The organism is Streptomyces sp. NBC_01476 (genome assembly GCF_036227265.1).
Lineage (GTDB): Bacteria > Actinomycetota > Actinomycetes > Streptomycetales > Streptomycetaceae > Actinacidiphila.
The window spans coordinates 5,147,254-5,171,960 of the sequence record NZ_CP109446.1 but is presented as its reverse complement, the minus strand read 5'-3'; the positions used below and the strand labels follow the sequence as shown (position 1 = coordinate 5,171,960).

At 71.4% G+C, this 24,707-nt stretch carries 21 protein-coding genes; 9 read left to right on the top strand and 12 right to left on the bottom strand.

Annotated features, from left to right (window positions below; genetic code table 11):
- Positions 1 to 72: 72 nt before the first annotated feature.
- From OG552_RS22670 to OG552_RS22640, 7 genes are all read right to left on the bottom strand, one after another.
- Entirely contained in the window at positions 73 to 1,101 is a 1,029-nt protein-coding gene (locus tag OG552_RS22670; protein ID WP_329135746.1) for a BMP family lipoprotein, read from the bottom strand.
- Positions 1,102 to 1,311: 210 nt separating this feature from the next.
- On the bottom strand, positions 1,312 to 2,499 hold the full coding sequence (locus OG552_RS22665; RefSeq protein ID WP_329141010.1) for an amidohydrolase: 1,188 nt from the start codon (positions 2,497 to 2,499) through the stop codon (positions 1,312 to 1,314).
- Between the two features lie 349 nt (positions 2,500 to 2,848).
- The gene (locus tag OG552_RS22660) at positions 2,849 to 4,321 is read right to left on the bottom strand and encodes a glycosyltransferase (RefSeq protein ID WP_329135744.1); all 1,473 of its coding nucleotides are present in this window, start codon (positions 4,319 to 4,321) and stop codon (positions 2,849 to 2,851) included.
- Positions 4,322 to 4,428: 107 nt separating this feature from the next.
- A complete protein-coding gene (locus OG552_RS22655; protein ID WP_329135742.1) occupies positions 4,429 to 5,649 on the bottom strand; it encodes a hypothetical protein in 1,221 nt (406 codons plus the stop codon).
- 146 nt (positions 5,650 to 5,795) lie between these two features.
- The gene (locus OG552_RS22650) at positions 5,796 to 6,758 is read right to left on the bottom strand and encodes an N-acetylneuraminate synthase family protein (RefSeq protein ID WP_443071001.1); all 963 of its coding nucleotides are present in this window, start codon (positions 6,756 to 6,758) and stop codon (positions 5,796 to 5,798) included.
- A 63-nt stretch (positions 6,759 to 6,821) separates the two neighbouring features.
- A complete protein-coding gene (locus tag OG552_RS22645) occupies positions 6,822 to 8,090 on the bottom strand; it encodes an acylneuraminate cytidylyltransferase (protein WP_329135741.1) in 1,269 nt (422 codons plus the stop codon).
- Positions 8,091 to 8,232: 142 nt separating this feature from the next.
- Entirely contained in the window at positions 8,233 to 9,507 is a 1,275-nt protein-coding gene (locus tag OG552_RS22640; protein ID WP_329135738.1) for a DUF6716 putative glycosyltransferase, read from the bottom strand.
- A gap of 237 nt (positions 9,508 to 9,744) precedes the next feature.
- Here OG552_RS22640 and OG552_RS22635 point away from each other — a divergent pair, with 237 nt between their 5' ends.
- From OG552_RS22635 to OG552_RS22620, 4 genes are all read left to right on the top strand, one after another.
- Positions 9,745 to 10,830: a glycosyltransferase family 2 protein gene (locus OG552_RS22635; RefSeq protein ID WP_329135736.1), complete on the top strand. Its 1,086-nt coding sequence runs from the start codon at positions 9,745 to 9,747 to the stop codon at positions 10,828 to 10,830.
- Positions 10,830 to 12,194, top strand: coding sequence for a polysialyltransferase family glycosyltransferase (locus OG552_RS22630; protein WP_329135734.1), 1,365 nt, complete (start codon positions 10,830 to 10,832; stop codon positions 12,192 to 12,194). Before OG552_RS22635 ends, OG552_RS22630 begins: the two co-directional genes overlap by 1 nt.
- On the top strand, positions 12,191 to 13,402 hold the full coding sequence (locus OG552_RS22625) for an acyltransferase family protein (RefSeq protein ID WP_329135732.1): 1,212 nt from the start codon (positions 12,191 to 12,193) through the stop codon (positions 13,400 to 13,402). Before OG552_RS22630 ends, OG552_RS22625 begins: the two co-directional genes overlap by 4 nt.
- An 82-nt stretch (positions 13,403 to 13,484) precedes the next feature.
- Positions 13,485 to 14,183: a TetR/AcrR family transcriptional regulator gene (locus OG552_RS22620; RefSeq protein ID WP_329135730.1), complete on the top strand. Its 699-nt coding sequence runs from the start codon at positions 13,485 to 13,487 to the stop codon at positions 14,181 to 14,183.
- A 150-nt stretch (positions 14,184 to 14,333) separates the two neighbouring features.
- On the opposite strand, the gene OG552_RS22615 is transcribed toward OG552_RS22620, so the two are convergent.
- The 3 genes from OG552_RS22615 to OG552_RS22605 all read right to left on the bottom strand — a co-directional run bounded on the left by OG552_RS22615 (position 14,334) and on the right by OG552_RS22605 (position 17,689).
- Positions 14,334 to 15,914 carry an acyl-CoA mutase large subunit family protein gene (locus OG552_RS22615; protein WP_329135728.1) on the bottom strand — a complete coding sequence of 527 codons (1,581 nt, stop codon included), beginning with the start codon at positions 15,912 to 15,914 and terminating at the stop codon, positions 14,334 to 14,336.
- Positions 15,915 to 16,284: 370 nt separating this feature from the next.
- Entirely contained in the window at positions 16,285 to 17,040 is a 756-nt protein-coding gene (locus OG552_RS22610; protein ID WP_329135726.1) for a hypothetical protein, read from the bottom strand.
- Positions 17,041 to 17,071: 31 nt separating this feature from the next.
- Complete coding sequence (locus OG552_RS22605) at positions 17,072 to 17,689, bottom strand: RNA polymerase sigma factor (protein ID WP_329135724.1); 618 nt, start codon at positions 17,687 to 17,689, stop codon at positions 17,072 to 17,074.
- 484 nt (positions 17,690 to 18,173) lie between these two features.
- Between OG552_RS22605 and OG552_RS22600 the strand changes: the two genes are divergently transcribed.
- Genes OG552_RS22600 through OG552_RS22580 form a run of 5 tightly spaced genes read left to right on the top strand, consistent with a single transcriptional unit; the run spans position 18,174 to position 22,227 of the window.
- Positions 18,174 to 18,743: a 2-oxo-4-hydroxy-4-carboxy-5-ureidoimidazoline decarboxylase gene (locus OG552_RS22600; RefSeq protein WP_329135721.1), complete on the top strand. Its 570-nt coding sequence runs from the start codon at positions 18,174 to 18,176 to the stop codon at positions 18,741 to 18,743.
- A 49-nt stretch (positions 18,744 to 18,792) separates the two neighbouring features.
- Positions 18,793 to 19,173: a succinate dehydrogenase, cytochrome b556 subunit gene (gene sdhC / locus OG552_RS22595; RefSeq protein ID WP_329135719.1), complete on the top strand. Its 381-nt coding sequence runs from the start codon at positions 18,793 to 18,795 to the stop codon at positions 19,171 to 19,173.
- Between the two features lie 7 nt (positions 19,174 to 19,180).
- Positions 19,181 to 19,663, top strand: coding sequence for a succinate dehydrogenase hydrophobic membrane anchor subunit (locus tag OG552_RS22590; protein ID WP_329135718.1), 483 nt, complete (start codon positions 19,181 to 19,183; stop codon positions 19,661 to 19,663).
- Positions 19,664 to 19,696: 33 nt separating this feature from the next.
- Entirely contained in the window at positions 19,697 to 21,451 is a 1,755-nt protein-coding gene (gene sdhA, locus OG552_RS22585; protein WP_329135716.1) for a succinate dehydrogenase flavoprotein subunit, read from the top strand.
- Entirely contained in the window at positions 21,451 to 22,227 is a 777-nt protein-coding gene (locus OG552_RS22580; RefSeq protein WP_329135714.1) for a succinate dehydrogenase iron-sulfur subunit, read from the top strand. Before sdhA ends, OG552_RS22580 begins: the two co-directional genes overlap by 1 nt.
- A 93-nt stretch (positions 22,228 to 22,320) precedes the next feature.
- On the opposite strand, the gene OG552_RS22575 is transcribed toward OG552_RS22580, so the two are convergent.
- Positions 22,321 to 23,805 (bottom strand): sensor histidine kinase, encoded by a 1,485-nt coding sequence (locus OG552_RS22575; protein ID WP_329135712.1) that lies wholly within the window; start codon positions 23,803 to 23,805, stop codon positions 22,321 to 22,323.
- Positions 23,802 to 24,584, bottom strand: coding sequence for a response regulator transcription factor (locus tag OG552_RS22570; RefSeq protein ID WP_329135710.1), 783 nt, complete (start codon positions 24,582 to 24,584; stop codon positions 23,802 to 23,804). The genes OG552_RS22575 and OG552_RS22570 overlap by 4 nt, the downstream gene beginning before the upstream one ends.
- Positions 24,585 to 24,707 lie beyond the last annotated feature (123 nt).

Here is a 24,707-nt window from a genome sequence, read left to right as displayed (position 1 = left end):
ACGAGGCCCGGCGGGGGCGCTTCCGCAACCCCCGCCGAGCCTCATGGTCACGTATCTCTCAGACGATCGAGGTCACGGAGTGGAGCTGACCGTGATCGACTTGGAGATGATCTTCTGCTTGGCCGCGTCCAGCTGCGACTGGATATCGGTGATGAATCCGCCCGAGGTCGCCAGCGAAACACCGCCGTTGGCCAGGTCGTAGGAGTTGGTGCCGGTCTTCGGCTTGCCGTCGTGCACGGAACTGATCAGGTCGTACACCGCCACGTCGACGTTCTTGATCGCCGAGGTGAGGATGCTGTTCTTGTACTTGGCCAGTGCCGTGTCCTGGTACTGGTCGGAGTCGACACCGATCGCCCAGGCGCCGGGCTTGCCCGCCACCGCCTGGATCGAACCGTCACCGGACAGGCCGGCTGCGGTGTAGATGACGTCGATGCCGCTGTCGAGCATGCCCTGGGCCTTGCCCTGGGCCGACGTCGGGTCGGCGAAGCCCTTGGTGTCGGTCTCGTAGAGGTACTGCCGGGTGACCGTGACCGACGGCTTGGTGTCCTTGACGCCCTGCGCGAAGCCGGCGTCGAAGGTGCCGATCAGGGTGTTGTGCACACCGCCGATGAAGCCGACCTTGTCGGTCTTGGTCTTCAGGGCCGCGGCGACACCGGCGAGGTACGAGCTCTGCTCGGTGGCGAACACCATGCTGTCGACGTTCGGGGCGTCCACCACGGAGTCGACCAGACCGAAGGTGGTCTTGGGGTACTTCTTGGCGATGGCGGTGACCGCCTCGCCGTAGGTGAAGCCCACCGCGACGACGGGGTTGTAGCCGGCCGCGGCCAGCGAGTCGAGCCGCTGCTCGCGGTCGGACTCCGTCTCGCCGTTGCTGGCGGTCAGCTCCTTGGTGCCGAGCTTGAACTCTTTGTCGGCCTTGTCCATACCGCGGGCGGCGGAGTCGTTGAAGGAGTGGTCGCCACGACCGCCGACGTCGTAGGCCATCCCGACGCCCTTGTTCTTGCCACTGTCCGAGGTGGAACTGCTGCCACACGCGGTCGCGGTCAGCGCGAGGGCCGCGGAAACCACACCCGCGGCAGCGATCTTGGATACCCGGCGCAAGAGGGTCCCCTTCAGTTAAAAGCGCCCCGTCCGGCGCTGGCTAAGCCGGAGCTTAACGCGCGTAGATGTCAGGTAAAGACCGAATGAAGACCCGTTATCGGATCGACGCATTTCCGCCAGGTGAAGCCCCCGTAATGGATACTTCACCCGTTGTCAGGAGCGCAGTTCGCGGCCCGTTCCGGGCGGCCGGAACCGCGCTCCCGGCGGTCCTCAGGACAGGAGCGCCACCGCGGTGAAGAGCTCGACGCCCACCGCGATGGCACCCTCGTCCACGTCGAAGTCCCCTTGGTGCAGATCGTGCGGCGCGGTGTCGCCGACCGCCCGCACCCCGAGCCGGGCCAGGGCGCCGGGGACCTGCTCCAGGTACCAGGAGAAGTCCTCACCGCCCAGGCTCTGCTCGGTGTCCTCGATGGCCTGCGCGCCGAACCGCGCGGTCATCGCCTCCCGCAGCAGCTCCACCGAGGCCGCCTCGTTGTCCACCGGCGGCACCCCTCGCTGGTAGGTGATCTCGCACTTGGCCCGGTAGATCGCCGCGATCTGGTCGATCACCTCGTGGACCAGGTCGGGGGCGTCGCGCCAGGCGGTGGTGTCGAGGCAGCGGACGGTGCCCTCGATCTCGGCGTGCTGCGGGATAACGTTGGCGGCGTGGCCGGCCTCGATACGGCCCCACACGATGCTCAGGCCGGCGCGCGGGTCGACCCGGCGGTTGAGGGCGGCGGGCAGCTCGGTGGCGAGCTTGGCGGCGGCCATCACCAGGTCGGTGGTCAGGTGCGGGCGGGCGCTGTGGCCGCCGGGGCCGTCCAGGACGAGCTTGAGCCGGTCGGCGGCTGAGGTGATGGGGCCCTGCCGCAGGCCGATCCGGCCGACGGTCACCTTGGGGTCGCAGTGCACGGCGAAGATACGCTCCACCCCGTTGAGGACCCCGGCCTTGATGGCGTCGAGCGCGCCGCCCGGCATGATCTCCTCCGCGGCCTGGAAGACCAGGCGGACCGGACGTGTCAGCCGGCCCTGCTCGTTCAGGCCGGCCAGCACCAGGCCGGCGCCGAGCAGGATGCTGGTGTGCACGTCGTGGCCGCAGGCGTGGGAGCGGCCGTCCACGGTGGAGCGGTACGGGGCGTCCTTCTTCATGTCCGGCACCGGCAGCGCGTCCAGGTCGGCGCGGAGCGCCAGCCGCTTGCGGGCCGGGTCGTCCGGGCCGATGTCGCAGACCACGCCGGTGCCGTTCGGCAGCACCTTCGGGGCGAGGCCGGCCTGCTCCAGCCGGGCCCGTACCTTCTCGGTGGTCCTGACCTCCTGCCGCGCCAGCTCGGGGTGGCGGTGCAGGTCACGCCGGAAGGCGATCAGCTCGGCGCGCAGATCCTGCGAGAGCACGCCGGCCCGCGCGGCGGGGGCGTCCATGGGTGAGTCGTCGTTCACCTCAGTCAGCGTATGCCTCACGACCGGGCTCCTCTTCCATGCTCGGGAAAAATGTGGTGCTGCACGAGGAGAAGAAGCCGCCTGTTCGGCGCATACCGGATCATCCTCAGGGGCATGCCCACCCTTTTGGGGCCCGGGCCCACTACCCGATGTCACCCCCAACGACGCACCGCCCTGCCAGGCAACGCCGCCGGGGACGCCCACCTTAGGACCCCTGTGTTACACCTGTCCGCTTCCCCGCCGGGAACGCCGGCGCCACTTCCGGACGACGTCCTGCCGCCGGTCGGCTACCTGTGGCGGGCCGGTCCCGGGGCGCGGGCGGCGCCACCGGCTACCGGCGCGGTCCCAGCAGCCGCGCGTACAGGTCCAGCAGGGGCGTGGACTCCGTCTCCCAGGACCACTGGCGCAGCACATCGACGCGGTCGTACGCCTTGCGGTAGCGCCGCGGGTTGGTGAGGACCGCGCCCACCGCGCGGACGAAGTCGGCGGTGTCACGGGCCCGGAAGACTTCGCCGTTGCCGAGTTCGAGGGTGGCCGCGGCCATCGCGCGCACGTCGCTGACCACCACCGGCAGCCGGGCGTGCGCGTATTCGAGGTAGCGGGACGCCAGCACGGCCTGGTGGTGCGGGAGTTGGTGGACCGGCAGGACCCCGATGTCGGCCGAGGCCAGGAAGGACGGGATCTCCTCGACCGGTACGTACGGCAGGACGTGCAGCCGTGCGTGCACGCCCAGTTGGGCGGCGCGCTCGCGCAGGGCGGTCAGCTCCTCGGCGTCCGGGTCGGGGACGACGAAGGCGGCGTGCAGGTCGTAGAGCTTGGGGAGCGCCTCGATGACGGTGGCCGGGCCGCGGTCCGGGGTGACCGGCCCGGTGTGGACCAGGAGCGGGATCTCGGCGCCGAGCCGGCAGCGGTCGCGGACGCCGTGCGGGTGGTCCCGGCCGGCCGGGACCAGCGGCGGGGCGTTGCGGACCACCGCGGGGGTGGTCGACAGGCCGTGGTGCAGGGTGAGTTCGCCGGCGAGGCGGTGGCCGACGGTGACCACGCCGTCGGCCTCGCGGGCGAAGGTCCGCAGCAGCGCGTCGGCGGCGACCGTGTCCCTGCGGGTCTGCCCGGGGACCCGGGGCGGCGCGTCCCAGACCACTTCGATCCGGTGCCCGGCCGCCTCGGCCCGCAGCGCGGCCCGGACGGCCGGTGCCAGCGCGCGGTGGCCGAGCGCGTGGATGAGGTGCGGGCGGACCGCGTCGAGCACCGGCCCGTACGCGATCTCCTCGTCCAGCAGGCCCGGGTCGAGCCGCCGCCAGGCCCGGCGGCCCAGCAGCAGCCGGGCCACCTCGGTGGTGAGGTTGTCCAACCGCCCGTCCGGGCGCCTGCGGCGGCGTACCGCGGCCCGGTACTGGGCCGCCCGGGTCCTGGTCCAGCCGAACCGGATGCCGTGCCGCAGCCAGGCCAGCGCGTGTCCGGCGCGGGCGGCCACGAGCAGCGGCAAGGGCCGGTGGACGACGGCCAGTTCGGCACTGCGGGTGGTCAGCAGCGCGCGCCGGGCCGCCAGTTGGGTGGTGCGGTGGTCGTAGGCGGCCGAACTCCGGTACGCCAGCGGCCACCGCAGCCCGGGCCGCGGCCGCACCTCCCGGTGGGTGCGCAGCACATCGCGGACGGTCACCTGCCGCACCTCGACGCCCGGCAGGGCGACCGTGGCGGGCGCCCGGCCGATCAGCGTCACCCGGTAGCCGGCCGCCGTCGCGGCGCGGGCCACCCTGAGCGCACGTGAGTCGCCGTCCAGACCACCGCCCGAAACGACTGCCACGCGCACCGATCCGCGTAAACTCCCCGCCATCCCCGCACCCAACCCCATACACATGATCCAGGGATGAAGTCCGCCTTGCCTGCGGGCGAACGAGATTCGTGGGGCCCCTACGCCGGACTCGGTGAATCCGCCGCGGGCAGCCCGTGCAGATCCCGTGCGGTGTGCGTGATCCCGCTCAGGAAGGACTGCGCCCGCGGTGACGCCTGCGCGGTCAGCCACTCCTGGTCGATGTCCACCACCACCAGCCGCACTTCGGTCCCGGCCAGCGCCAGCGGCAGCGTGTGCACCACCGTGGACGGGAAGGACAGGACGGTCCGGCCGATCGGCCCGCGCCGGGCCACCAGCTCCAGCGGCAGGTCCGGACGGACGATCTCCAGACCCGTCTCGGTGGCGAGCAGGTGCAGCTTGTCCACGGCCTCCCGGCGGTGCGCGAAGTACCGCTTGGCACCGTGCTGTTCGGCCAGCGAGCGGACCACGGCCAGGTACTGCGCGGGGTCCACCACCCCGGTCTCGACCAGCGAGGTGCCGATCAGGTCGGTGCCGTCCAGGACGTGCGGCGGCCCGAACCGGCTGCGGGTCCAGGCGAAGCGGTTGGTGCGCAGTGCCATCCCGGGCGGCGGGCTGGCCGGCATCGCGCTGAAGAGCTCGATGCTGCGCCGCTTGCCGGGGGTGAGCCGGCGCCGCGCCGCCGAGGCGAACAGGCCGAACGCGGCGTCCGCCGGCGACCTGCGGTGCCCGCTGCGGTGCCAGCGCACCAGCCGGCCGCCACGGGCCAGGATTTCGGTGAACTCCATGGTGGCGGTGCCGTCGTCCACCACGGTCAGCTCCTTGGCGCGGCACAGCGGCAGCAGCACCTGCACCAGCCGGGAGAACGGGTCGCCGATCACCAGCCGGCGCACCCGCAGCAGCAGCGGCGCCAGGGTGACGGCGGTGTGCAGCAGGCCGTTGCGGCGGCCCTCACCGCCGCGGGCCTCGTACCAGCGGACGATCACGCCCTCGTCGCGGGCGAGTTCGGCCATCCGGCGCAGCTGGCCACGGCTTATCGGGTCGGCCGGGGAGAGCACCACCACGGTGAGCGGCTGCGCCGCCCGGGCGGCGTCCTTGGCGTCCTTGGCGTCCTTGGCGCTTTTGGCATCCTTGACGGCCTTGGTGGCCTTGGCGTCCTCGGTACGGCCCTCACGGGCGGCGGGGATCGGGGGTATCACCGGCGGGCGCACATGCGCCCACTCCAGGACGTTCAGCAGCTGTACGGGGGATTCGACCAGGGCGACCGGGCCGGAGCCCGCCGCCGATGACCGACCCTTGCCGAGCGCGAGTCTTGCTTTCATTGCCTCGTCCTCGTCCCTTGTGCTTGTGCCGTCCGGAGTTCCGTCCGGAATCCGGCGACGTCCTGCGGTGGTCCGGCCCGGTGACCGGAAGGACCCGGCCCGTCATCCGGAGCACCGGTCCCGCGATCCCCACCGCCCATGGCGGATCAGACCGACGCGCCCTCGGCGTTGGCGTTGGCGGCGGCCGCGGCCTCCGCGTCGGCGACCACACCGCTGACGCGGCGCAGCTTCTTCATCGGGCCCAGCTCGCCCTCGTAGACCTTCTTGACGCCGTCACCGAGCGCCGCCTCGATGATGCGGATGTCGCGGACCAGCCGGTCAAGGCCCTGCGACTCGACGGACGCGGCCTGGTCGGAGCCCCACATCGCGCGGTCGAGGGTGATGTGGCGCTCCACGAAGACCGCGCCGAGCGCGACCGCGGCGAGCGTGGTCTGCAGGCCGACCTCGTGACCGGAGTAGCCGACCGGCACGTTCGGGTACTCGGACTGCAGGGTGTTGATCATCCGCAGGTTGAGCTCTTCGTTCTTCGCCGGGTAGGTCGACGTGGCGTGGCAGAGCACGATGTTGTCGCTGCCGAGCACCTCGACCGCGTGCCGGATCTGCTTCGGCGTCGACATGCCGGTGGAGAGGATGACGGTACGGCCGGTGGCGCGCATGGCACGCAGCAGGTCGTCGTCGGTGAGGCAGGCGGAGGCGACCTTGTGCGCCGGGATGTCGAACTTCTCCAGGAACTCGACCGACGGGACGTCCCACGGGGAGGCGAACCAGTCGATGCCGCGCTTGCGGCAGTACTCGTCGATGGCGCGGTAGCCGTCCTCGTCGAACTCCACGCGGTGGCGGTAGTCGATGTACGTCATCCGGCCCCAGGGGGTGTCGCGCTCGATCTCCCACTGGTCGCGGGGGGTGCAGATCTCCGGGGTGCGCTTCTGGAACTTGACCGCGTCGCAGCCCGCGGCCACGGCCGCGTCGATCAGGGCGAACGCGTTCTCCAGGTCGCCGTTGTGGTTGATGCCGATCTCGCCGGTCACGTAGACAGGCTGACCGTTGCCGATGTGGCGGGAGCCGACGGCGCGGAGGTTGGCGGGGAGAGTTGCCGGGATAGAGGCCACGGGGGTGTTCCTTAGGTATTCAGGGGGTTCTGGACTTCGTGAAACGCCGTCAGCGTTCAGCGATCAGCGAGCGAGAGTGGGACCGAGCAGCCATGCGGCGATCTCACGGATCGCCCCATAACCGCCGTGGGCGGTGGTGACAGCACGGGCGGCGGCCCGTACCACGTCGTGCGCTCCGGCGACGGCGACGGGCCAGCCGACCAGGCCGAAGCAGCCCAGGTCGTTGACGTCGTTGCCGGCGTAGAGCACCCGCTCCGGCGCGATGCCGTTCTCCTCGCACCACTGCTTGAGCGCGAGGTCCTTGCGGTCGATGCCGTGCAGTACCGGGACCTGGAGCTTGCGGGCCCGGGCGGCGACGACCGGATTGGTCTCGGTGGACAGGATCAGTACGGGCAGGCCCGCACGGCGCAGGGCCGCGATCCCGAGTCCGTCGCCGCGGTGCACGGAGACGGTCTCGTTGCCCTCCGCATCGATCAGCACCCGGTCGTCGGTCTGGGTGCCGTCGAAGTCGATGACGACCGCGTCGATGTCGTCGCGGGTCGGGGTGGCCGCGCGCGGGTCGAGCAGCGGGGCCAGTGCGCGGGCGCGTTCGAGATCGGCGGGTTCGTCGATCTCCAGCACCCGGGCGGGGTCGGTACGGACGAGGGCGGTACGGCCGAAGAAGCGGTGGCCGGCGGTCCGGAAGCCGGCGGCGCGCATCGCGTACGCGGCTCCGGTCTCCAGCAGATCCTGGGGGCGGTCCTGGCGGCGGGGCCGGGTGGCCTTGTCGTGGTTGACGCCGAAGGCACCGCCGTCGGTTGCGGCTTCGGTGGACGTCCCGGCCGGCGCCTCGCCGGACCCGGTGATCGTACCGCCGCTCACCGCGTCGGACTCACGCCACACGAAGCCGTGGAAGGGCGCGACGGTGTGCGCGGTGTCGGCGCCGCCGTCGGTGACCGCGGCCACCACGCCGTCGATCTCCTCGCTGGTGATGAACGGGCTGGTGCACTGCACCAGGATCACCACGTCGGTGGCGGCGCCGGCCTTCTCCTCGTACGCGTCCATGGCGTGCAGCACCGCGGCCTCGCTGGTCGCGGTGTCGCCGGCGATGGCGACCGGCCGCAGCACCACCTGGGCGCCGGCGGTCCGGGCGACCTCGGCTATCGACGGGTCGTCGGTGGAGACCACCACGTCGCTGACCCGGCGGGAACAGGTGCAGGCGAGCACCGCCCGGGCCACCAGCGGAATACCGCCGACGGCCGCGAGGTTCTTGCCGGGGACGCCCTTGGACCCGCCGCGGGCGGGGATGACGGCCAGTACGCGCGGGGCGGGCGCGGCCGGTTCGCTGGTCATGGGGTGACTCCTGTCATAACGGGCACCGGCGGCTCCGGCGGTGCCTGGTCTTCGGCAGTGCAAGGGACGCCGGCAAACGCGTCGACCGCGTCCGCTGAGCGTGCCGCAGCCATCCGCCCGGCGCCCGAAGACGTGTCGTTTCTCACAGCTGTCCCCAGCGGCGGATCACCGGCGCGACCCGCTGGACGCCCTGCCGGTACGCAGTCCTCGCGGAGTTGCGCACCATGTCGTGGACGGCCTTGCGGACCGGGCCCGGCTCGCGCGGTGCGAAGCCGCCGATCGGCTCGCCCTTGGGGTCCAGGCCGTGCCGGGCAAGGACACCGGGAAGATACCCGGGAGCGGTGCGCAATGTGTAGTAGGGGGAAAGACGGGGCAGTTCCGGAGCTTCGAGCAGCGCGCCCACCCGGGCCCGCAGCGCGGCGTACGGATCGCCGCCGCCGACGCCGTGCGCGGCGGTCCACGCCCGGTCGGCCTCCGGCAGGTGGCCGTCGTCGAGTTCGTCCCACGACGCGAAGCAGCCCGAGCCGAGGAAGTGGTGGTTGCCCAGCGACTCGCGGATGCCCATGTCGGTGAGGATCGCGGTGGGGATCCGCCGGTGCAGCGACTCCAGTGCCGCGGTGGAGCTGACCGTCACCAACAGGTCGGTGCGGTCCAGCACTTCACCCATGTTCCCGTAGACCAGCTGCAGGTTCTGCGGCGGATCCAGGGAGGCAACCAGCTTCTGGTAGGGCTGCTCCTCGATGTGCGTGGTGTGCTCGCCCGGCTTGCTCCTGAGCTTGACCAGGACGTCGCGCTCGGGGTGCCGGCGGGCGTGCTCCACGGTCCGGCGCAGCACGTGCAGACGGTCCTTGCGGCTCTCGGGGACCGACGGCTGCACGGCGAAGGTGACCGTGAACCGGCGGGTGCCGTCCGGCCGGTAGGGCTCGCCGCCGAGGAACGGCAGCGCCGTCTCCACGATGGCGTCTGTGGGATGTCCCACACCCTCGTACACCTCGCGGAAGCGGCGGGCGTCGTCCGCGCTGTTCGCCAGCACCACGTCGGCGCCGGCCCGCAGCAGCAGTCCGTCGGCCAGTTTTTCGTAGACAACGCCGACGTAGCCGGTGACCACGACCGGGCGTGAGGCGTGCCCCTCCCAGGCCCGGTTGAGGCCGTGCAGCAGTGCCTGCACGGTGCCGCCGACACAGGAGATGACCACCACGTCGCAGCTGTCGGCATTGGTGCCCGCCAGGATCTCGGCGGCGGTCGCCTCGACCATCGAGTCGGCGGGGATGCCCAGTTCGGAGAGCTGGCGGGGGGTGGGGGTGGCCCGGCCGCGCAGCAGGCGAGCGTCGAGCCGGGCATCGGGGTCGATGCGGCGCGCGGTCAGCGCGCCCCACTTCCACCGGGTGTCCGAGTCGGCGATCACGGTGACCCTCATGGGGCCGGAGTTACTTCGGGGCACACCACGAGCGTAGGAAGCAGTTGGGTTCGGCGTACTAATAATCGGCCAACGCGAGGTAAACAGGGGGCCGCGACTTTGGGGGTCGTTGGACGGATCCTGACCGTTGGGCAGGTCGTCGCGACCATGCTCCGTTATAATCCCGACACCTTCCGTTCACCTAGAAGTTTCATCGGTGCCGACTCAGAGGGCATCCGGACGGTCTAATGTACGGGAGTGGTCAAGCTCTCCGTCGTCGTGCCCTTTTACAACGTCCAGCAGTACGCATCGGACACTCTGCGCAGCCTCCGGGCGAACGCCGATCCCGATTACGAGTTCGTACTCGTGGACGATGCCTCGACCGACCGTACTCCGGTGATCCTGGAGCAGGCGCTGGACTCCCTGCCGGGCGCCAGACTCGTCCGGCACGAGAAGAACGGGGGCCTGGCCACCGCGCGCAACACCGGAATCGACGCGGCACGCGGCGAGTACCTCACCTTCCTCGACGGCGACGACTGGTACGGCCCCGGCTATCTGCCGAAGCTGCTCGCCTCGATCGAGGCACTGGACACCGACTTCGTACGGGTCGACCACGTCCAGTGCACCGGCTCGGTGCGCAACATCATCCGGGTGCCGCACGGCCGCCGCGGGGTCGCTCTCAAGGCACGTGACGCGATCCTGCCCGCGGACCGCTCCACCTCGGTCGACTACCCCTACGCCTGGGCCGGCATCTACCACCGCCGCCTGGTGGACCGGGGGTTGCTGCACTTCCCGCACGGGCTGCGCACCGCCGAGGACCGGCCGTGGATCTGGCGGCTGCACCGCGAGGCGGACTCCTTCGCGGTGGCCGCCGGGCTGATGGGGATCTTCTACCGCCGCGGGGTGGCCACTTCACTCACCCAGATCGGTGACGTGCGTCAACTCGACTTCATCCGCAGCTTCGACCAGGTCATCGCCGAGACGGCCAAGGACCGCGACGCGGACCTCTTCCTGCCCAAGGCGGTCCGCACCTACTGCGCGATCATCGCCCACCACCTCAACAACATCGAGCGGTTCGAGCCGGCGGTGGCCCGGCGGCTGAAGTCGATGAGCGCCACCGCGCTGCGCCAGCTGCCGCAGGACGTGCTCACCGAAGCGCTGGACTCCATGGACCTGGAGCGCAGTTCGAAGCTGCGGCGGCTGCGCCGGCGGCCGTCCCGCGCCGAGGACCCGAACGCCGCGCCCGTCCCGCACCAGCCCTCGACGGCGCCCGCGGCGAACCGGCCGCCCGCCGAGGCCAAGGACGATCTCGACGCCCGCGACAACGAAGGGGAGGTCGCCTGATGGCCCGCACCCAGCTCTTCCTGGCCTCCACTCTCTACGGCGCCGCCACACTGGCCGCCGCTCTGGACGCCGGCTCCTTCGCCGCCGCCGACCGCCGGCTGCTGGTGGTCTGCAACAACGCGGCCATCCCGGAGATCACCCCGCCGCTCGACCAGGCCCCCGGCTTCGCCGCGCTGCGCTCCCGGTTCGACGGCCTGGTCTCCTGGAACGAGGCCATCCACCCGCTGCACCCCGGCGGCTGGGCCCCGCGCGCCGACGACACCCCCATCTGGGAGCGGTACGTCCGGATGCTGTGGGACCTCGGCGACGACGCGGTCGAACTGATCGTGGAGTCCATCCAGGTCGAGCCGGCGCTGGCGGTGGCCGCGGTCTTCCAGGGCGCGCCCATCACCGTCTACGCCGACGGCCTGATGTCGTACGGTCCGACCCGGAACAAGCTGGGCGCGCTGGTGGACACCCGGATCGACCGGCTGCTCCACCTCGACCTGGTGCCGGGGCTGCGCCCGATGCTGCTCAGCGAGCACGGCGTGGAGTCCGAGGTGGTGCCCTCCGCGGAGTTCACCAAGGTGCTCGCCGAGGTCGCCGAGGCGTCGATGGACGCCGGCCGGGACGACCTGAACGGTGTCCCCGAGGGCGCCGCGCTGCTGCTCGGGCAGTACCTGTCGGCGCTGGGTCTGATCAGCGCCGCCGAGGAGGAGAAGCTCCACCTGTCGATGGTGCGGGGCGCCGCCGCGCTCGGCCACCGGCAGATCGTCTTCAAGCCGCACCCGACGGCCCCGGCCGAGTGGACGGAACCGCTCAAGGCCGAGGCCGAGCGGCTCGGTGCCACCTTCACGGTGCTCAACTCCCCGGTGCTCGCCGAGGTCGTCTACCAAAAGGCCCGTCCCGCGCTGGTCGTCGGCTGCTTCTCCACCGCGCTGCTGACCGCCTCGGTCCTCTACGGCATCCCGGTCGCCCGCACCGGCACCAAGCTCCTGCTGGACCGGCTGACGCCGTATCAGAACAGCAACCGGATCCCGGTCACCATCGTGCACGCGATGCTCCCGGACCTGGCGGACACCAAGGCGGTCAAGGCCTGGCAGCCGCCGTCCCCGCAGCGAGTGGCGGCCGAACTGACGCCGCTGCTGCACGCGGTGGGCTACTGCATGCAGGCGCAGGCCTATCCGCAGTTGCGCGAAGAGGCCGTAGCCTGGCTGACGCATCATCTGAACGACGACACCTGGCCGTACTTCAAGCGCCGCCGTCTCACCTCCCTCGGACTGCCCGGAGTGGTCCCGGCCCGGCTGGCGTTCGTACCGCGCAACCGAACCGTCCGCCGGGTGGCCCGCCGCGCCCGCGCCCTCAAGAAAGCCACCTCACGATGAGTCTGCAACTCCCCGAGGCAGCCGAAGGATCCGTCAGAGCGGGCGGTTCGACGACCACCGCGGAACCGCTGCCGACGGCGGCACCCGAGAAGGCGGCCTCCGAGAAGGTGACCCCCGGCATACCCGGGTCCGCCAAGGGCGGCGGCCGGGCCAGGGGACGGCTGCGCGCACTTGACGGACTACGGCTGATAGCCGCGCTGATGGTCTGCGCCTACCACTACGCCGGGCGCGGCGGGGACATATCCACGGCTTGGGGCCGCTCCCCGAGCCATGTCTTCCCCCACCTGGCCGGACCGTTCTCCTACGGACCGCTGGGCGTTGAGATCTTCTTCATCATCAGTGGCTTCGTGATCTGCATGAGCGGCTGGGGCCGCAGCGTCAAGGACTTCGCGATCTCCCGGATCACCCGGCTCTACCCGGCGTACTGGGCGGCGCTGATCATCATCACGGTGGCCTTCGCGATCGTCGGCCTCAAGCGGGTCCCGAACACCGATCTGCTGGTCAACTTCACCATGCTGCAGATGCCGGCCGGGGCACAGCGGGTGCTCGGCGTCTGCTGGACGCTCTGGGCCGAGATGCGGTTCTACCTCCTCTTCGCGCTGTGCGTGGTGTGGCCGGGCGCCACCCGCAAGCGCGTCCTGGTCTTCTGCTCGGTGTGGACGGTGCTGGCGCTGTACGCCCAGGCCACCGACGAGAGCTTCCTGAAGTTCGCCCTGATGCCCGAGTACGCGCCGTTCTTCGTCGCCGGCATGGGCATGTACCTCATCTACCGGTTCGGCCACGACGCCCTGTCCTGGGGCGTGGTGCTGGTCGGCTTCCTGCTCGGACAGCGCGAAGAGGTCAAGGGCCTGGTGGCACCGGCCAACATGGATGTCTTCCACCACCGTTCCGAGCTGATGGTGATCGTCGTGCTGGCGCTGGGCTTCCTCGCGGTCATCGCGGTGACGCTGGTGCCCCCGATCGCCAACCTCAACTGGCGCTGGCTGACCACCGCGGGCGCCCTGACGTACCCCTTCTACCTGGTGCACGAGCACCTGGGCTGGGTCGTCATCGGCAAGCTGGTGCAGCACACCAGCCTGCCGCCCACCGTGATCTTCGGGACGACGGTGGTCTTCATGCTCCTGCTCGCCTACGCGCTGCACCGCGTGGTGGAGAAGCCGCTGGCCCCGCTGATCAAGCGGGTGCTCAGCAAGCCCGTCGCGGCCTGAGCGGGCGGACCGAACCCGTCCTGCGTCAGCGGCGGGCGGTGGCCGGACCGGCCGCCGCCCGCCGCTGTTCTACGATGGCCGGGTGAGCGACACCACCCGCGGCACCGTGCGTACGCCCCTTCGTGAGCCGACCCGGGCGCAGGAGATCCTCGCCCTGGGGCTGCGCGACGAGAAGCGGCGGCGCACCCGGCGGCACATCGCCGAGGTCGCCACCGGGCTCTTCCTGGAGCGGGGCTTCGGCCGGGTGACGATCGCCGAGGTGGCGCGTACCGCCGAGGTGTCGGTGAACAGCGTCTACACCTACTTCCCCTCCAAGGAAGACCTGGTCTGCTACCCGGAGCAGGCGTCGGCCCAGCGCATGGTGCAGATGGTCGCCGCCCGGCCGGCCGGGCGGCCGGCCGCCGCCGCGGTCTTCGCCGCGCTGCGCGGCGAACTGCGGCACGGCGAACGGATGGTGGGTCTCACCCTGGGTTACGGCCGCTTCCTGGACATGGTCCGCGGGGAGGCCGCCCTGGCGGCCCGGCTGGACGCCATACGGCACGAGATGGTGGCCGAACTGGCCGCCGCCCTCGCTGCCGAGACCGCCGCCGCCCCGGACGACCCGCTGCCCCGGCTGGTCGCCGCCCAGCTCGGCTGGGTCCAGGAGGAGCTCTTCCGGGAGATCGGCGAGCGCACCCGGGCCGGCCGCCCGCCCGCCGCCGTCGCCCAGGCCGCGCTGGCGCTGCTGGACGCGCTGGAGGGACTGCTCGGCGAGCGGGTGCTCACATACGCGACCCGCTGAACTCAGGCCCCCAACAGCCCACGGACACCGGCCGGCTGACACCTGGTCAGCGCAGTCCCGGCCGGGGCCGCCCGGCCCTGGTCACCTGACCGGCGCGGCTCAGAGAGGCGCCGCCCGTCCGGGTCGCGGCCCGCATCCGCCCGGGCCGGGTCAGAACGCGTCGGTGGGGACGTAGGTGCCCCACACCTCCCGCAGCGCGTTGCAGACCTCGCCGACGGTGGCGCGGGCGCGCAGCGCGTCCTTCATCGGGTAGAGCACGTTGTCGGTACCCTCGGCCGCCTTCTGCAGCGCGGTCAGCGCCTCGTCCACCGCCCGCTGGTCGCGGGAGGCCCGCAGCGCGGCCAGCCGCTCGGCCTGCTGGGCCTCGATCGCCGGGTCCACCCGCAGCGGCTCGTACGGCTCCTCCTCGTCCAGCTTGAAGCGGTTGACGCCGACCACGACCCGCTCGGCCGCGTCGGTCTCCAGCGCGATGCGGTACGCGTTCCGCTCGATCTCGCCCTTCTGGAAACCGTGCTCGATCGCCTCGACCGCGCCCCCCAACTCCTCGACCTTCGCCATCAGTTCGAGCGCCGCGGCCTCGACGTCGTCGGTCATCCGCTCCACCACGTACGACCCGGCGAACGGGTCGACGGTGGCGGTGACATCGGTCTCGTAGGCGAGCACCTGCTGGGTACGCAGCGCCAGCCGGGCCGACTTGTCGGTGGGCAGCGCGATGGCCTCGTCGAAGGAGTTGGTGTGCAGCGACTGCGTGCCGCCGAGCACCGCGGCCAGCCCCTGGACCGCGACCCGGACCAGATTGACCTCGGGCTGCTGCGCGGTGAGCTGCACACCCGCGGTCTGCGTGTGGAAGCGCAGCATCTGCGACTTGGGGTTCTTCGCGCCGAACTCCTCGCGCATCACCTTGGCCCAGATCCGGCGGGCGGCGCGGAACTTGGCGACCTCCTCCAGGATCGTGGTCCGCGCCACGAAGAAGAACGACAACCTTGGCGCGAAATCGTCCACGTCCATGCCGGCGTCGATGGCGGTCCGCACGTACTGGATGCCGTCGGCGAGCGTGAAGGCGATCTCCTGCGCCGGCGAGGCCCCCGCCTCTGCCATGTGGTAGCCGGAGATCGAGATGGTGTTCCACTTCGGGATCTCCGCCCGGCAGTACGCGAAGATGTCCGCGATCAGCCGCAGCGACGGCTTGGGCGGGAAGATGTAGGTGCCGCGGGCGATGTACTCCTTGAGCACGTCGTTCTGGATGGTGCCGGTCAACTGCCCAGCCGAGACGCCCTGTTCCTCACCGACCAGTTGGTAGAGCAGCAGCAGGAGCGCGGCGGGCGCGTTGATCGTCATCGAGGTGGAGACCTTGTCCAGCGGGATCCCGCCGAAGAGCACCCGCATGTCGTCGATCGAGTCGATCGCCACCCCGACCTTGCCGACCTCGCCGGCCGCGATCGGCGCGTCGGAGTCGTGCCCCATCTGGGTCGGCAGGTCGAAGGCCACCGACAGCCCCATGGTGCCGTTGGCGATCAGCTGTTTGTAGCGCGCGTTGGACTCGGTCGCGGTGCCGAAGCCGGCGTACTGCCGCATCGTCCACGGCCGCCCGGTGTACATCGACGGGTAGACGCCCCGGGTGAACGGGTACGCGCCGGGTTCTCCCAGCCGCTCCTGCGGGTCCCAGCCCGCCAGGGCCTCGGGTCCGTACACCGGCTCGATCGGCAGACCGGATTCCGACTCGCGCGTCATCGTTAACGCCTCCGCTGAAGAACTGGCTGGAAGAACTGAGGGGTGAATACGGGGAGAAAGTGGCAGGGGGTCAGACACGGACTGTAGTGGGGGCCGTGCATGCGGTGCAGCGGACAGGGCTGGGACCTTCCTCACAGTCCTACCCGATCGGGCCCGGTGTCCTGCCGGAGGCGCGGGTGCAACCGCGGGGCGTGGCCTCGGCGTCCTGAGTTCGACAGGGGATGCACAGCGGGGGTGGGCGAGCGCGGCCGGGCAGGGGGAATGCACCCGGCCGCGCTCTGTACGCGGACCCCGATACGGGGAGAATCGGGGTCCACCGAACCGATGACCAGTCGGTTCACTTGCTACAGCGCATCACCGGCCGGAAGTGTCACCTGTGGGTGCCGCGACTGCCGGTACGTCCGCCGAGGCGCGGTTTGTTCTTGGCGGTGCCGTGGTGGCGGCCGGGGGTACGGGGGCGCCGCGGCGCCGTGCCCTCGGGGTCACCCGCGGAGCTCGTGGCGCTGCCGGACGTGGCGCCGCTCCGGCCGGCTTTTCCGGCTTTTCCCGCTTTTCCGGCGCCGCCGGCGCGCCCGTGCGCGGGGTGCGGAGGGTGCTCGGTGTACGGAGGGCGTGGGGCGCGCGGGGTGTGCGGGCGGACCACCCGGCCCCGGTGCGCCGGCGCTTGCGGCCCGGTGGCCACCGACGGCCGCAGCGGGTTCGACAGGTCCGACGGATTGGGCGGGCCGGACGGGCTCGGCGGCCCGGAGGGGACGGCCCCGGCAGGACCGCTGTCCGGGGCGACCGCGGCCGGCGGCCGGCTCACCGGGCCGCTGCCGGAGCCCGCGCCGGGCAGCAGGGTGCGCCCCGTTCCCGTGGTGACCGCGACCGCCACCCCGCCGAGCGCGACCACCGAGGCCATCGCCGCCGCGACCACCCGCAGTGCCCGCCCGGCCCGCACCGCCGGCCGCGCCGGAGTCCGGGCGGCCCGGAAAGCGGCCAGCGCGGCCTCTTCCCGCGCCGGGTCCAGGGCCGCGGGCACTCCGCCGGCGGTCGCCAGCAGCCGGCCCAGCCGCGCGGCGGCCACCGCCTCGGCGACCGCGTCGGCGACCTCGTCGGCCACCTCAGTCCGTCCGTCGTCGTTCATGTCGCGTCCGTATCACTTCCTCATCACTTCCTCACAGCGCCTTGGACGCAGAAAACGTCACATCGGCGGGGCGCCCGTCCTCCTCGAACTCCAGGATTTCGGCCAGCCGGCGCAGGCCCCGATGGGTCGCCATCCGCACCGATCCGGCGCGTTTGCCCAGGACCCGGGCGGCGCTGGTGGAGTCGAGCCCCATCACCACCCGCAGCAGCACCGCCTCGGCCTGCTCGCGCGGCAGCGCCGCTATCGCGGCGAGCGCCCGGTCGGTGGCCACCGCGTCGAGCGCCTCACCGGCGGTGTCGGCGCGGTCCGGCAGCTGGACGAGTTCGTCCACGCCGGCCCCGGCGACCGGCCTGCGGCTGCGCGCGCGGATGTGGTCGAGTGCCCGGTTCCGGGCGATCCGGGCCGCCCAGCCGCGGACGGAGCCCCCGTCACCGCGGAAATTGGGCAGGTCACGGGCGATCTGCAGCCAGGCTTCCGAGGCGACGTCCTCCGCGTCCGCCGGTCCCACCAGGCTGCGGACGTACTGCAGCAGCTGCGGCTGCACAGCGCGGTAGACGACACGGAAGGCGGTCTCGTCACCGCCCTGCGCCGCACTCACCGCGGCATCCAGATCCACGTCAGGCCCCACCCCCTCGAACACCGTCCCCATCCTGCCTCATGAGGGCCGGTGACACTTTTGGAGTCGGTGACGCCGTACAAGTGGCGGCCGGGGACGCTCCTGTGGGGGGAGGCGGCCCCCGGCCGTCGTCATACCCCCGCATATCCGCCCGTTCTCCGCATGTCTACGTGGACGGCCCGGCTGCGGGCGCGGAGGCACGGCCCCGCCGTCAACCCGGGTCCGGACTTTTCCCGTACGGGTGAACCTTCCGGTCCAACGGCCGGGAGTGCCGGGCCCGCCCGTAGAGTTGTGCGTGCCTCCGCCGTAGTGGCCCCACGCGCCGGGCACTTGTTCACCCCCGCTTCACCCCCGCACCGCCGTCACACCCTCTCCACCCCTTACAACCTCGCTGCCTTTTCCCGCTGCCTCCACTTGTCCACCGTGCGCGTCCCCGCACGGTCCCCCACTCAGGAGCCCGCCGCTGTCCAGCGACACGCCCCCCGAGGGGCTGGCCCTGCTCAACCACGCCCCCTCCGTGGTCGCCGAAGCGGCCCTGCGCGACTGCTGCGGTTCCCACCGCTGGGCCCGCCGCGTGGCCGCCCACCGGCCGTACCCCACGCTGGAGTCGCTGCTGGCCGCGGCCGACGAAGCCGCGTACGACCTGACCTCGGGCGATCTCGCCGAGGCACTGGCCATGGAGACCACCACCGCGCTCCCCGACCGGGGCAATCTCGCCGCGCACACCGCACTGCGGGCCGCGCACGCCGCGTATGAGGCGAAGTTCGGCCACTCCTTTGTGATCGACCTCTCCGCGGTCGGACCCGGCGAGGCGCTGGACCTCACACTGGCGATGCTCCGCGAGCGCCTCGCGCACGACGAGGACGAGGAGTCGGTGGCCACCGCGGAGCAGTTGCGCCGGATCTGCCGTGCCCGGCTGATACAGCTCGCGCTGGGCCCGCCGCGCGACCCGCGGACGGCGCCGCCCCGGGCCGCGGGTTCACCCGACCGTGCGGGATCGCTCACACCTGGACCACCCCGCGGGACGGAGCCGACAGCGCGTCGCTACGATGGCCGGGGCCGGTGGACCGTACCCGGCCGGGCGTGACCGACACCGAAGCCGGCAGCCCCCGCACCGCTCCCGGAGGGTTTTTTCCGTGCCGGCTGGAACGCTCTACCGCGGCCGGGAAGGCATGTGGTCCTGGGTGGCTCATCGAGTCACCGGCGTCCTCATCTTCTTCTTCCTGTTCGTGCATGTCCTCGACACCGCCCTCGTGCGGGTCTCCCCCGAGGATTACGACAAGGTCGTCGCGACCTACAAGACCCCCGTTGTCAGCCTGCTGGAGTACGGCCTCGTCGCCGCGATCCTCTTCCACGCGCTGAACGGCCTGCGCATCATCGCGGTCGACTACTGGACACAGGGCCCGCGCTACCAGAAGCAGATGTTCTGGACCGTGATGGGCCTGTGGATCCTGCTGATGATCGGCGCGATCTACCCGGTCCTCGGCCACGCCGCTCGAGTTCTGTTCGGGAGCTGAACGACACATGGCCACTGAAGTCACCCCCACGGACGACGTGGAGCTGACCGCCTCCAGCGTCTCGTACAGCCCCGACAACCCGGCGCCGGTGATCGAGCCGCCGCGGGCCAGGACCAGGCGCACCCCGCGCAGCACCCGCACCAACTTCGAGCTGTACGGCTGGCTCTTCATGCGGCTGTCCGGTGTGGTGCTCGTCGTGCTGGTCCTCGGCCACCTGCTGATCCAGCTGGTGCTCGACGGCGGCGTCACCAAGGTCGGCTTCGCGTTCGTCGCCGGCCGCTGGGCCTCGCCGTTCTGGCAGTACTGGGACCTGGCCATGCTCTGGCTGGCCATGCTGCACGGCGGCAACGGCCTGCGGACCGTGATCAACGACTACGCCGAGCAGGCCAACACCCGCATCTGGCTCAAGACGCTGCTGTTCACAGCGGTGACCTTCACCATCGTGCTCGGCTCGCTGGTGATCTTCACCTTCGACCCGAACATCCGCTAAGCGCAGCCAGGGCTGGAACAGGGAAGCGACCCCATGCAGATCCACAAGTACGACACCGTCATCGTCGGCGCGGGCGGCGCCGGTATGCGCGCGGCCATCGAGTCCACCAAGCGCAGCCGGACCGCCGTCCTGACCAAGCTCTACCCGACCCGCTCCCACACCGGCGCCGCCCAGGGCGGCATGGCCGCCGCCCTCGCGAACGTCGAGGAGGACAACTGGGAGTGGCACACCTTCGACACGATCAAGGGCGGTGACTACCTGGTCGACCAGGACGCCGCCGAGATCCTGGCGAAGGAGGCCATCGACGCGGTCCTCGACCTGGAGAAGATGGGCCTGCCGTTCAACCGGACGCCCGAGGGCCGGATCGACCAGCGGCGCTTCGGCGGCCACACCCGCAACCACGGCGAGGCCGCGGTCCGCCGGGCCTGCTACGCCGCGGACCGCACCGGCCACATGATCCTCCAGACGCTCTACCAGAACTGCGTCAAGGAGGGCGTCGAGTTCTTCAACGAGTTCTACGTCCTCGACCAGTTGCTCACCGAGGTCGACGGCGTGCAGCGGTCGGCCGGTGTGGTGGCGTACGAACTGGCCACCGGCGAGATCCACGTCTTCCAGGCGAAGGCGGTGATCTACGCGTCCGGCGGCACCGGCAAGTTCTTCAAGGTGACCTCGAACGCGCACACCCTGACCGGTGACGGCCAGGCCGCGGTCTACCGGCGCGGACTGCCGCTGGAGGACATGGAGTTCTTCCAGTTCCACCCGACGGGCATCTGGCGGATGGGCATCCTGCTCACCGAGGGTGCGCGCGGTGAGGGCGGCATCCTGCGCAACAAGGACGGCGAGCGCTTCATGGAGAAGTACGCGCCGGTCATGAAGGACCTCGCCTCGCGTGACGTGGTGTCCCGGGCGATCTACACCGAGATCCGGGAGGGCCGCGGCTGCGGCCCCGACGGCGACCACGTCTACCTGGACCTCACCCACCTGCCGCCGGAGCAGCTGGACGCCAAGCTGCCGGACATCACCGAGTTCGCCCGGACGTACCTCGGCATCGAGCCGTACACCGACCCGATCCCGATCCAGCCGACCGCGCACTACGCGATGGGCGGCATCCCGACCAACGTCCAGGGCGAGGTGCTCGCCGACAACACCACGGTGGTGCCCGGCCTGTACGCGGCCGGCGAGGTCGCCTGCGTGTCGGTGCACGGCGCGAACCGGCTCGGCACCAACTCGCTGCTGGACATCAATGTCTTCGGCCGCCGCTCCGGCATCGCCGCCGCGGAGTACGCGCACGCCAACGACTACGTGCCGCTGCCGGAGGACCCGGCCGCGCTCGTGGTGGCCCAGGTCGAGCGGCTGCGGAACTCCACCGGCAACGAGCGGGTGCACGACATCCGCCGTGAGCTGCAGGAGTGCATGGACGCCAATGTGATGGTGTTCCGCACCGAGCAGACCATCAAGACCGCGGTGGAGAAGATCGGCGAGCTGCGCGACCGCTACCTGCGGGTGTCGATCCAGGACAAGGGCAGGCGCTTCAACACCGACCTGCTGGAGGCGATCGAGCTGGGCAACCTGCTCGACCTCGCCGAGGTGATGGCGGTCTCCGCGCTGGCCCGCAAGGAGTCCCGCGGCGGCCACTACCGCGAGGACTTCCCCAACCGCGACGACGTGAACTTCATGCGGCACACGATGGCCTACCGCGAGGTGGACGCGAGCGGCGCCGAGTCGATCCGTCTCGACTACAAGCCGGTCGTGCAGACCCGCTACCAGCCGATGGAGCGTAAGTACTGATGAGCACCCCGACGCTCGACCACCCGAACTCAAGCGCGCTGGACGCCGCGGAGACCTCGGAGTCGCACCTGATCACCGTCACCCTGCGGGTCCGCCGGTTCAACCCGGAGGTCTCCGACCAGGTGGAGTGGGTCGACTACCAGTTCCCGATCGACCCGAAGGAGCGGGTGCTCGACGCCCTCCACAAGGTCAAGTGGGAGATCGACGGCACGCTGACCTTCCGCCGCTCGTGCGCGCACGGCGTCTGCGGGTCGGACGCGATGCGGATCAACGGCAAGAACCGGCTGGCCTGCAAGACGCTGATCAAGGACATCAACCCGGAGAAGCCGATCACGATCGAGCCCATCAAGGGGCTCACCGTGCTGAAGGACCTCGTGGTCGACATGGACCCGTTCTTCCAGGCGTACCGCGATGTGATGCCCTTCCTGATCACCAAGGGCAACGAGCCGACCCGGGAGCGCCTGCAGTCCGCGGAGGACCGCGAGCGCTTCGACGACACCACGAAGTGCATCCTCTGCGCGGCGTGCACGTCGTCCTGCCCGGTCTTCTGGAACGACGGTCAGTACTTCGGCCCGGCCGCGATCGTCAACGCCCACCGCTTCATCTTCGACTCCCGCGACGAGGGCGGTGAGCAGCGGCTGGAGATCCTGAACGACAAGGACGGTGTCTGGCGCTGCCGCACCACCTTCAACTGCACCGACGCGTGCCCCCGCGGCATCGAAGTCACCAAGGCGATCCAGGAAGTCAAGCGCGCCCTGATCACCCGCCGCTTCTGACCCCTCCCGCTCCCCCGGGCCCCGCCTCCCCCCGAGGGAGCGGGGCCCGGCCGCGTGCCGGCTCGGCTTCCCCGGAGGCCGTACGAAGCAGGTCTAAGCCACTGACAGCGGGGATTTGGCAGCGGGCAGGGTAACCCGTACCGTCAGTCCCGCCCCCGGCGCCGTGTGCAGGGCGACCGTGCCGTGGTGGGCGTGTACCAGCGCTTGGACGATGGACATGCCCAGGCCCGCGCCGCCGGTCTCCCGGGCCCGCTCGGGGTCGGCCCGGAAAAAGCGGTCGAAGGCGCGGGCCGCGTCCTGCTCGCTGAGCCCGGGCCCGGAATCGCTGACCCGCAGCCGGAGTTCGGCCCCGCCGTGGTTCTCGACGGCCACGGTCACCCGGGAGTCCGCCGGGGTGTGCACCCGTACGTTCGCCAGCAGATTGCCCACCACCTGCCGCAGCCCCGCCTCGTCACCGAGCGCCTCGGGCAGGTCGTCGGGCAGGTCGAGCACGACCGGCCGCTGCGGCTGCTGGGCGGCGAGGTCGGCCACCGCGTCCTGCACGACGCACCTCAGGTCCACCGGGCGGAAGGTGAGCCCGGGCCGGTCCTCCAGCCGTGCCAGCGCGAGGAGTTCGTCCACCAGGATGCTCATCCGCAGCGTCTCCGCGGAGACCCGCCGCAGTGCCCGGTCCTTCTCCTCCGCGTCCAGCATGCCCTTCTCGTACAGCTGGAGATAGCCGCGCACCGACGCCAGCGGGGTGCGCAGTTCGTGCGAGGCGTCGGCGAGGAACTGCCGCAGCTGCGTCCCGGCGCGTTCGCTCGCGGTCAGCGCCGCCTCGATCTGCTGGAGCATGGAGTTGAGCGCGGTGCTCAGCTGCTCGACCTCGCTGGAGCCGTGCCGGGCGGTGCCGATCCGGCGGGACAGATCGCCCTCCGAGATCGCCGAGGCGGTCGCCACCATGTCCTCCAGCGGGCTCAGCCTGCGCCGGGCGGCGGTGAGCGACCCGGTGGCCAGCAGCGCCAGCAGCACCACGCCGACCGTCGCCTCCACGATCAGCAGCTTGCCGATCGCGTGCTTGACCCCGTTCAGCCGCATGCCCCTGACCACGATGGTGCCGTCCGGCAGCCGGGTGGCCACCACCCGGTACTCCGTCGTGCCGGACTTCACGGTGGCCGGGTCCCCGCTGCGGGCCAGCCGCGCCGGGTCCGGCAGCGCGGCGGCCATCTGCTGCTGCTCGGCGCTGACCGGGGTGCTGCCGTCCTGGCAGACCGTGGCGGCCTTCCCGTGCCGGTCCAGCACGATGAGCAGGTCCTGCTGGAACGCCACCGCGACCGCCGACGCGCCCTTGCCGCGCTGCAACAGCCCGGCGAGCTGGCAGAGCTGCCGCAGACTCCCCTCGGTGAGCGAGGTCGACGCGAGCGTCGCCCGGGACGACTTCAGTGACCCGTCCATCTGCCCGACCAGCACCATGGAGGTGGCGGTGATGCTGGCCACCGCCGCCAGCAGCAGTCCCACCGCGAGGAACAGCACGTTGGCGATGGTGAACCGGCCGCGCAGGGACTGCGGCCGGGGCCAGAATCCGCACCTCTTCGTCACCGCCCACCCCCCGGCCCGTCCACCGCGGGCCCGTCCGCCGCGGGCCCGTCCACCGCGGGTCCGGCGGCCACCAGCCCGTACCCGATCCCCCGCCGGGTCTCGATCAGCGGCGGCCCGAACCGGTCCAGCTTCCGCCGCAGATAGGAGATGTACGTCTCCACCACGGTGGAGGACACCGCGGTGTCGTACTGCCAGACGTGCTGGAGCAGTTGCTCCTTGGTGAGGATGCGGCCGGCGTGCCGCAGCAGATGCCGCAGCAGGTTGTACTCGGTGGGCGTCAGGTCCACCGGACGCCCTGCCCGCCGGACGGTGTACGTGGCCTCGTCCATCTCCAGGTCGCCGTGGCGCAGCACCCGCCCGGCCACCGGGTCCGCCCGGCGCCGGGTGCGGCGCAGCACCGCGTGCACCCGGGCCACCACCTCGTCCACCCCGAACGGCTTGGTGATGTAGTCGTCGCCGCCCAGCGCGAGCCCGGCCACCACATCGCGGGGCGCGTCCCTGGCGGTGACGAAGATGATGCCGAGGCAGTCCTCCCCGTCCTCCGCGGCCCGCTCCTCGCGCAGCGTTCTGCACACCTCCCAGCCGTTGCCGTCCGGGAGCATCACGTCCAGCAGCACCAGGTCCGGGCGGTGTTCGCGGGCGGCGGCTATCGCCGCCCGGCCGGTGGCGACGCTGTGCACGGTGAAGCCGTTGTACTTGAGGGTGATCCGCAGGACGTCGGCGATACCCGGTTCGTCCTCGACGATCAGCACGGTGGCGAGCGCGGGGTCGGCGTTCATGCCGACCAGTATCCGTACTCCCTCCGCCCCCGGGGGCCGGCCCGAACCTTGGAGTTCCTTGAGAGAAAGCGGAACGGCTTGGTGACCGGTGGGGCGGCCACGGACGCTGAACTCACTCGTTGA

What these genes read in the sequence shown, in the direction of transcription:
- OG552_RS22665 (WP_329141010.1), bottom strand. Translation starts at nt 2,499, where the DNA reads ATGGACGCCCCCGCCGCGCGGGCCGGCGTGCTCTCGCAGGATCTGCGC.
- OG552_RS22655 (WP_329135742.1), bottom strand. Translation starts at nt 5,649, where the DNA reads ATGAAAGCAAGACTCGCGCTCGGCAAGGGTCGGTCATCGGCGGCGGGC.
- OG552_RS22645 (WP_329135741.1), bottom strand. Translation starts at nt 8,090, where the DNA reads ATGACCAGCGAACCGGCCGCGCCCGCCCCGCGCGTACTGGCCGTCATC.
- OG552_RS22640 (WP_329135738.1), bottom strand. Translation starts at nt 9,507, where the DNA reads ATGAGGGTCACCGTGATCGCCGACTCGGACACCCGGTGGAAGTGGGGC.
- OG552_RS22630 (WP_329135734.1), top strand. Translation starts at nt 10,830, where the DNA reads ATGGCCCGCACCCAGCTCTTCCTGGCCTCCACTCTCTACGGCGCCGCC.
- OG552_RS22625 (WP_329135732.1), top strand. Translation starts at nt 12,191, where the DNA reads ATGAGTCTGCAACTCCCCGAGGCAGCCGAAGGATCCGTCAGAGCGGGC.
- OG552_RS22615 (WP_329135728.1), bottom strand. Translation starts at nt 15,914, where the DNA reads ATGACGCGCGAGTCGGAATCCGGTCTGCCGATCGAGCCGGTGTACGGA.
- OG552_RS22610 (WP_329135726.1), bottom strand. Translation starts at nt 17,040, where the DNA reads ATGAACGACGACGGACGGACTGAGGTGGCCGACGAGGTCGCCGACGCG.
- OG552_RS22605 (WP_329135724.1), bottom strand. Translation starts at nt 17,689, where the DNA reads ATGGGGACGGTGTTCGAGGGGGTGGGGCCTGACGTGGATCTGGATGCC.
- OG552_RS22590 (WP_329135718.1), top strand. Translation starts at nt 19,181, where the DNA reads ATGGCCACTGAAGTCACCCCCACGGACGACGTGGAGCTGACCGCCTCC.
- sdhA (WP_329135716.1), top strand. Translation starts at nt 19,697, where the DNA reads ATGCAGATCCACAAGTACGACACCGTCATCGTCGGCGCGGGCGGCGCC.
- OG552_RS22580 (WP_329135714.1), top strand. Translation starts at nt 21,451, where the DNA reads ATGAGCACCCCGACGCTCGACCACCCGAACTCAAGCGCGCTGGACGCC.
- OG552_RS22570 (WP_329135710.1), bottom strand. Translation starts at nt 24,584, where the DNA reads ATGAACGCCGACCCCGCGCTCGCCACCGTGCTGATCGTCGAGGACGAA.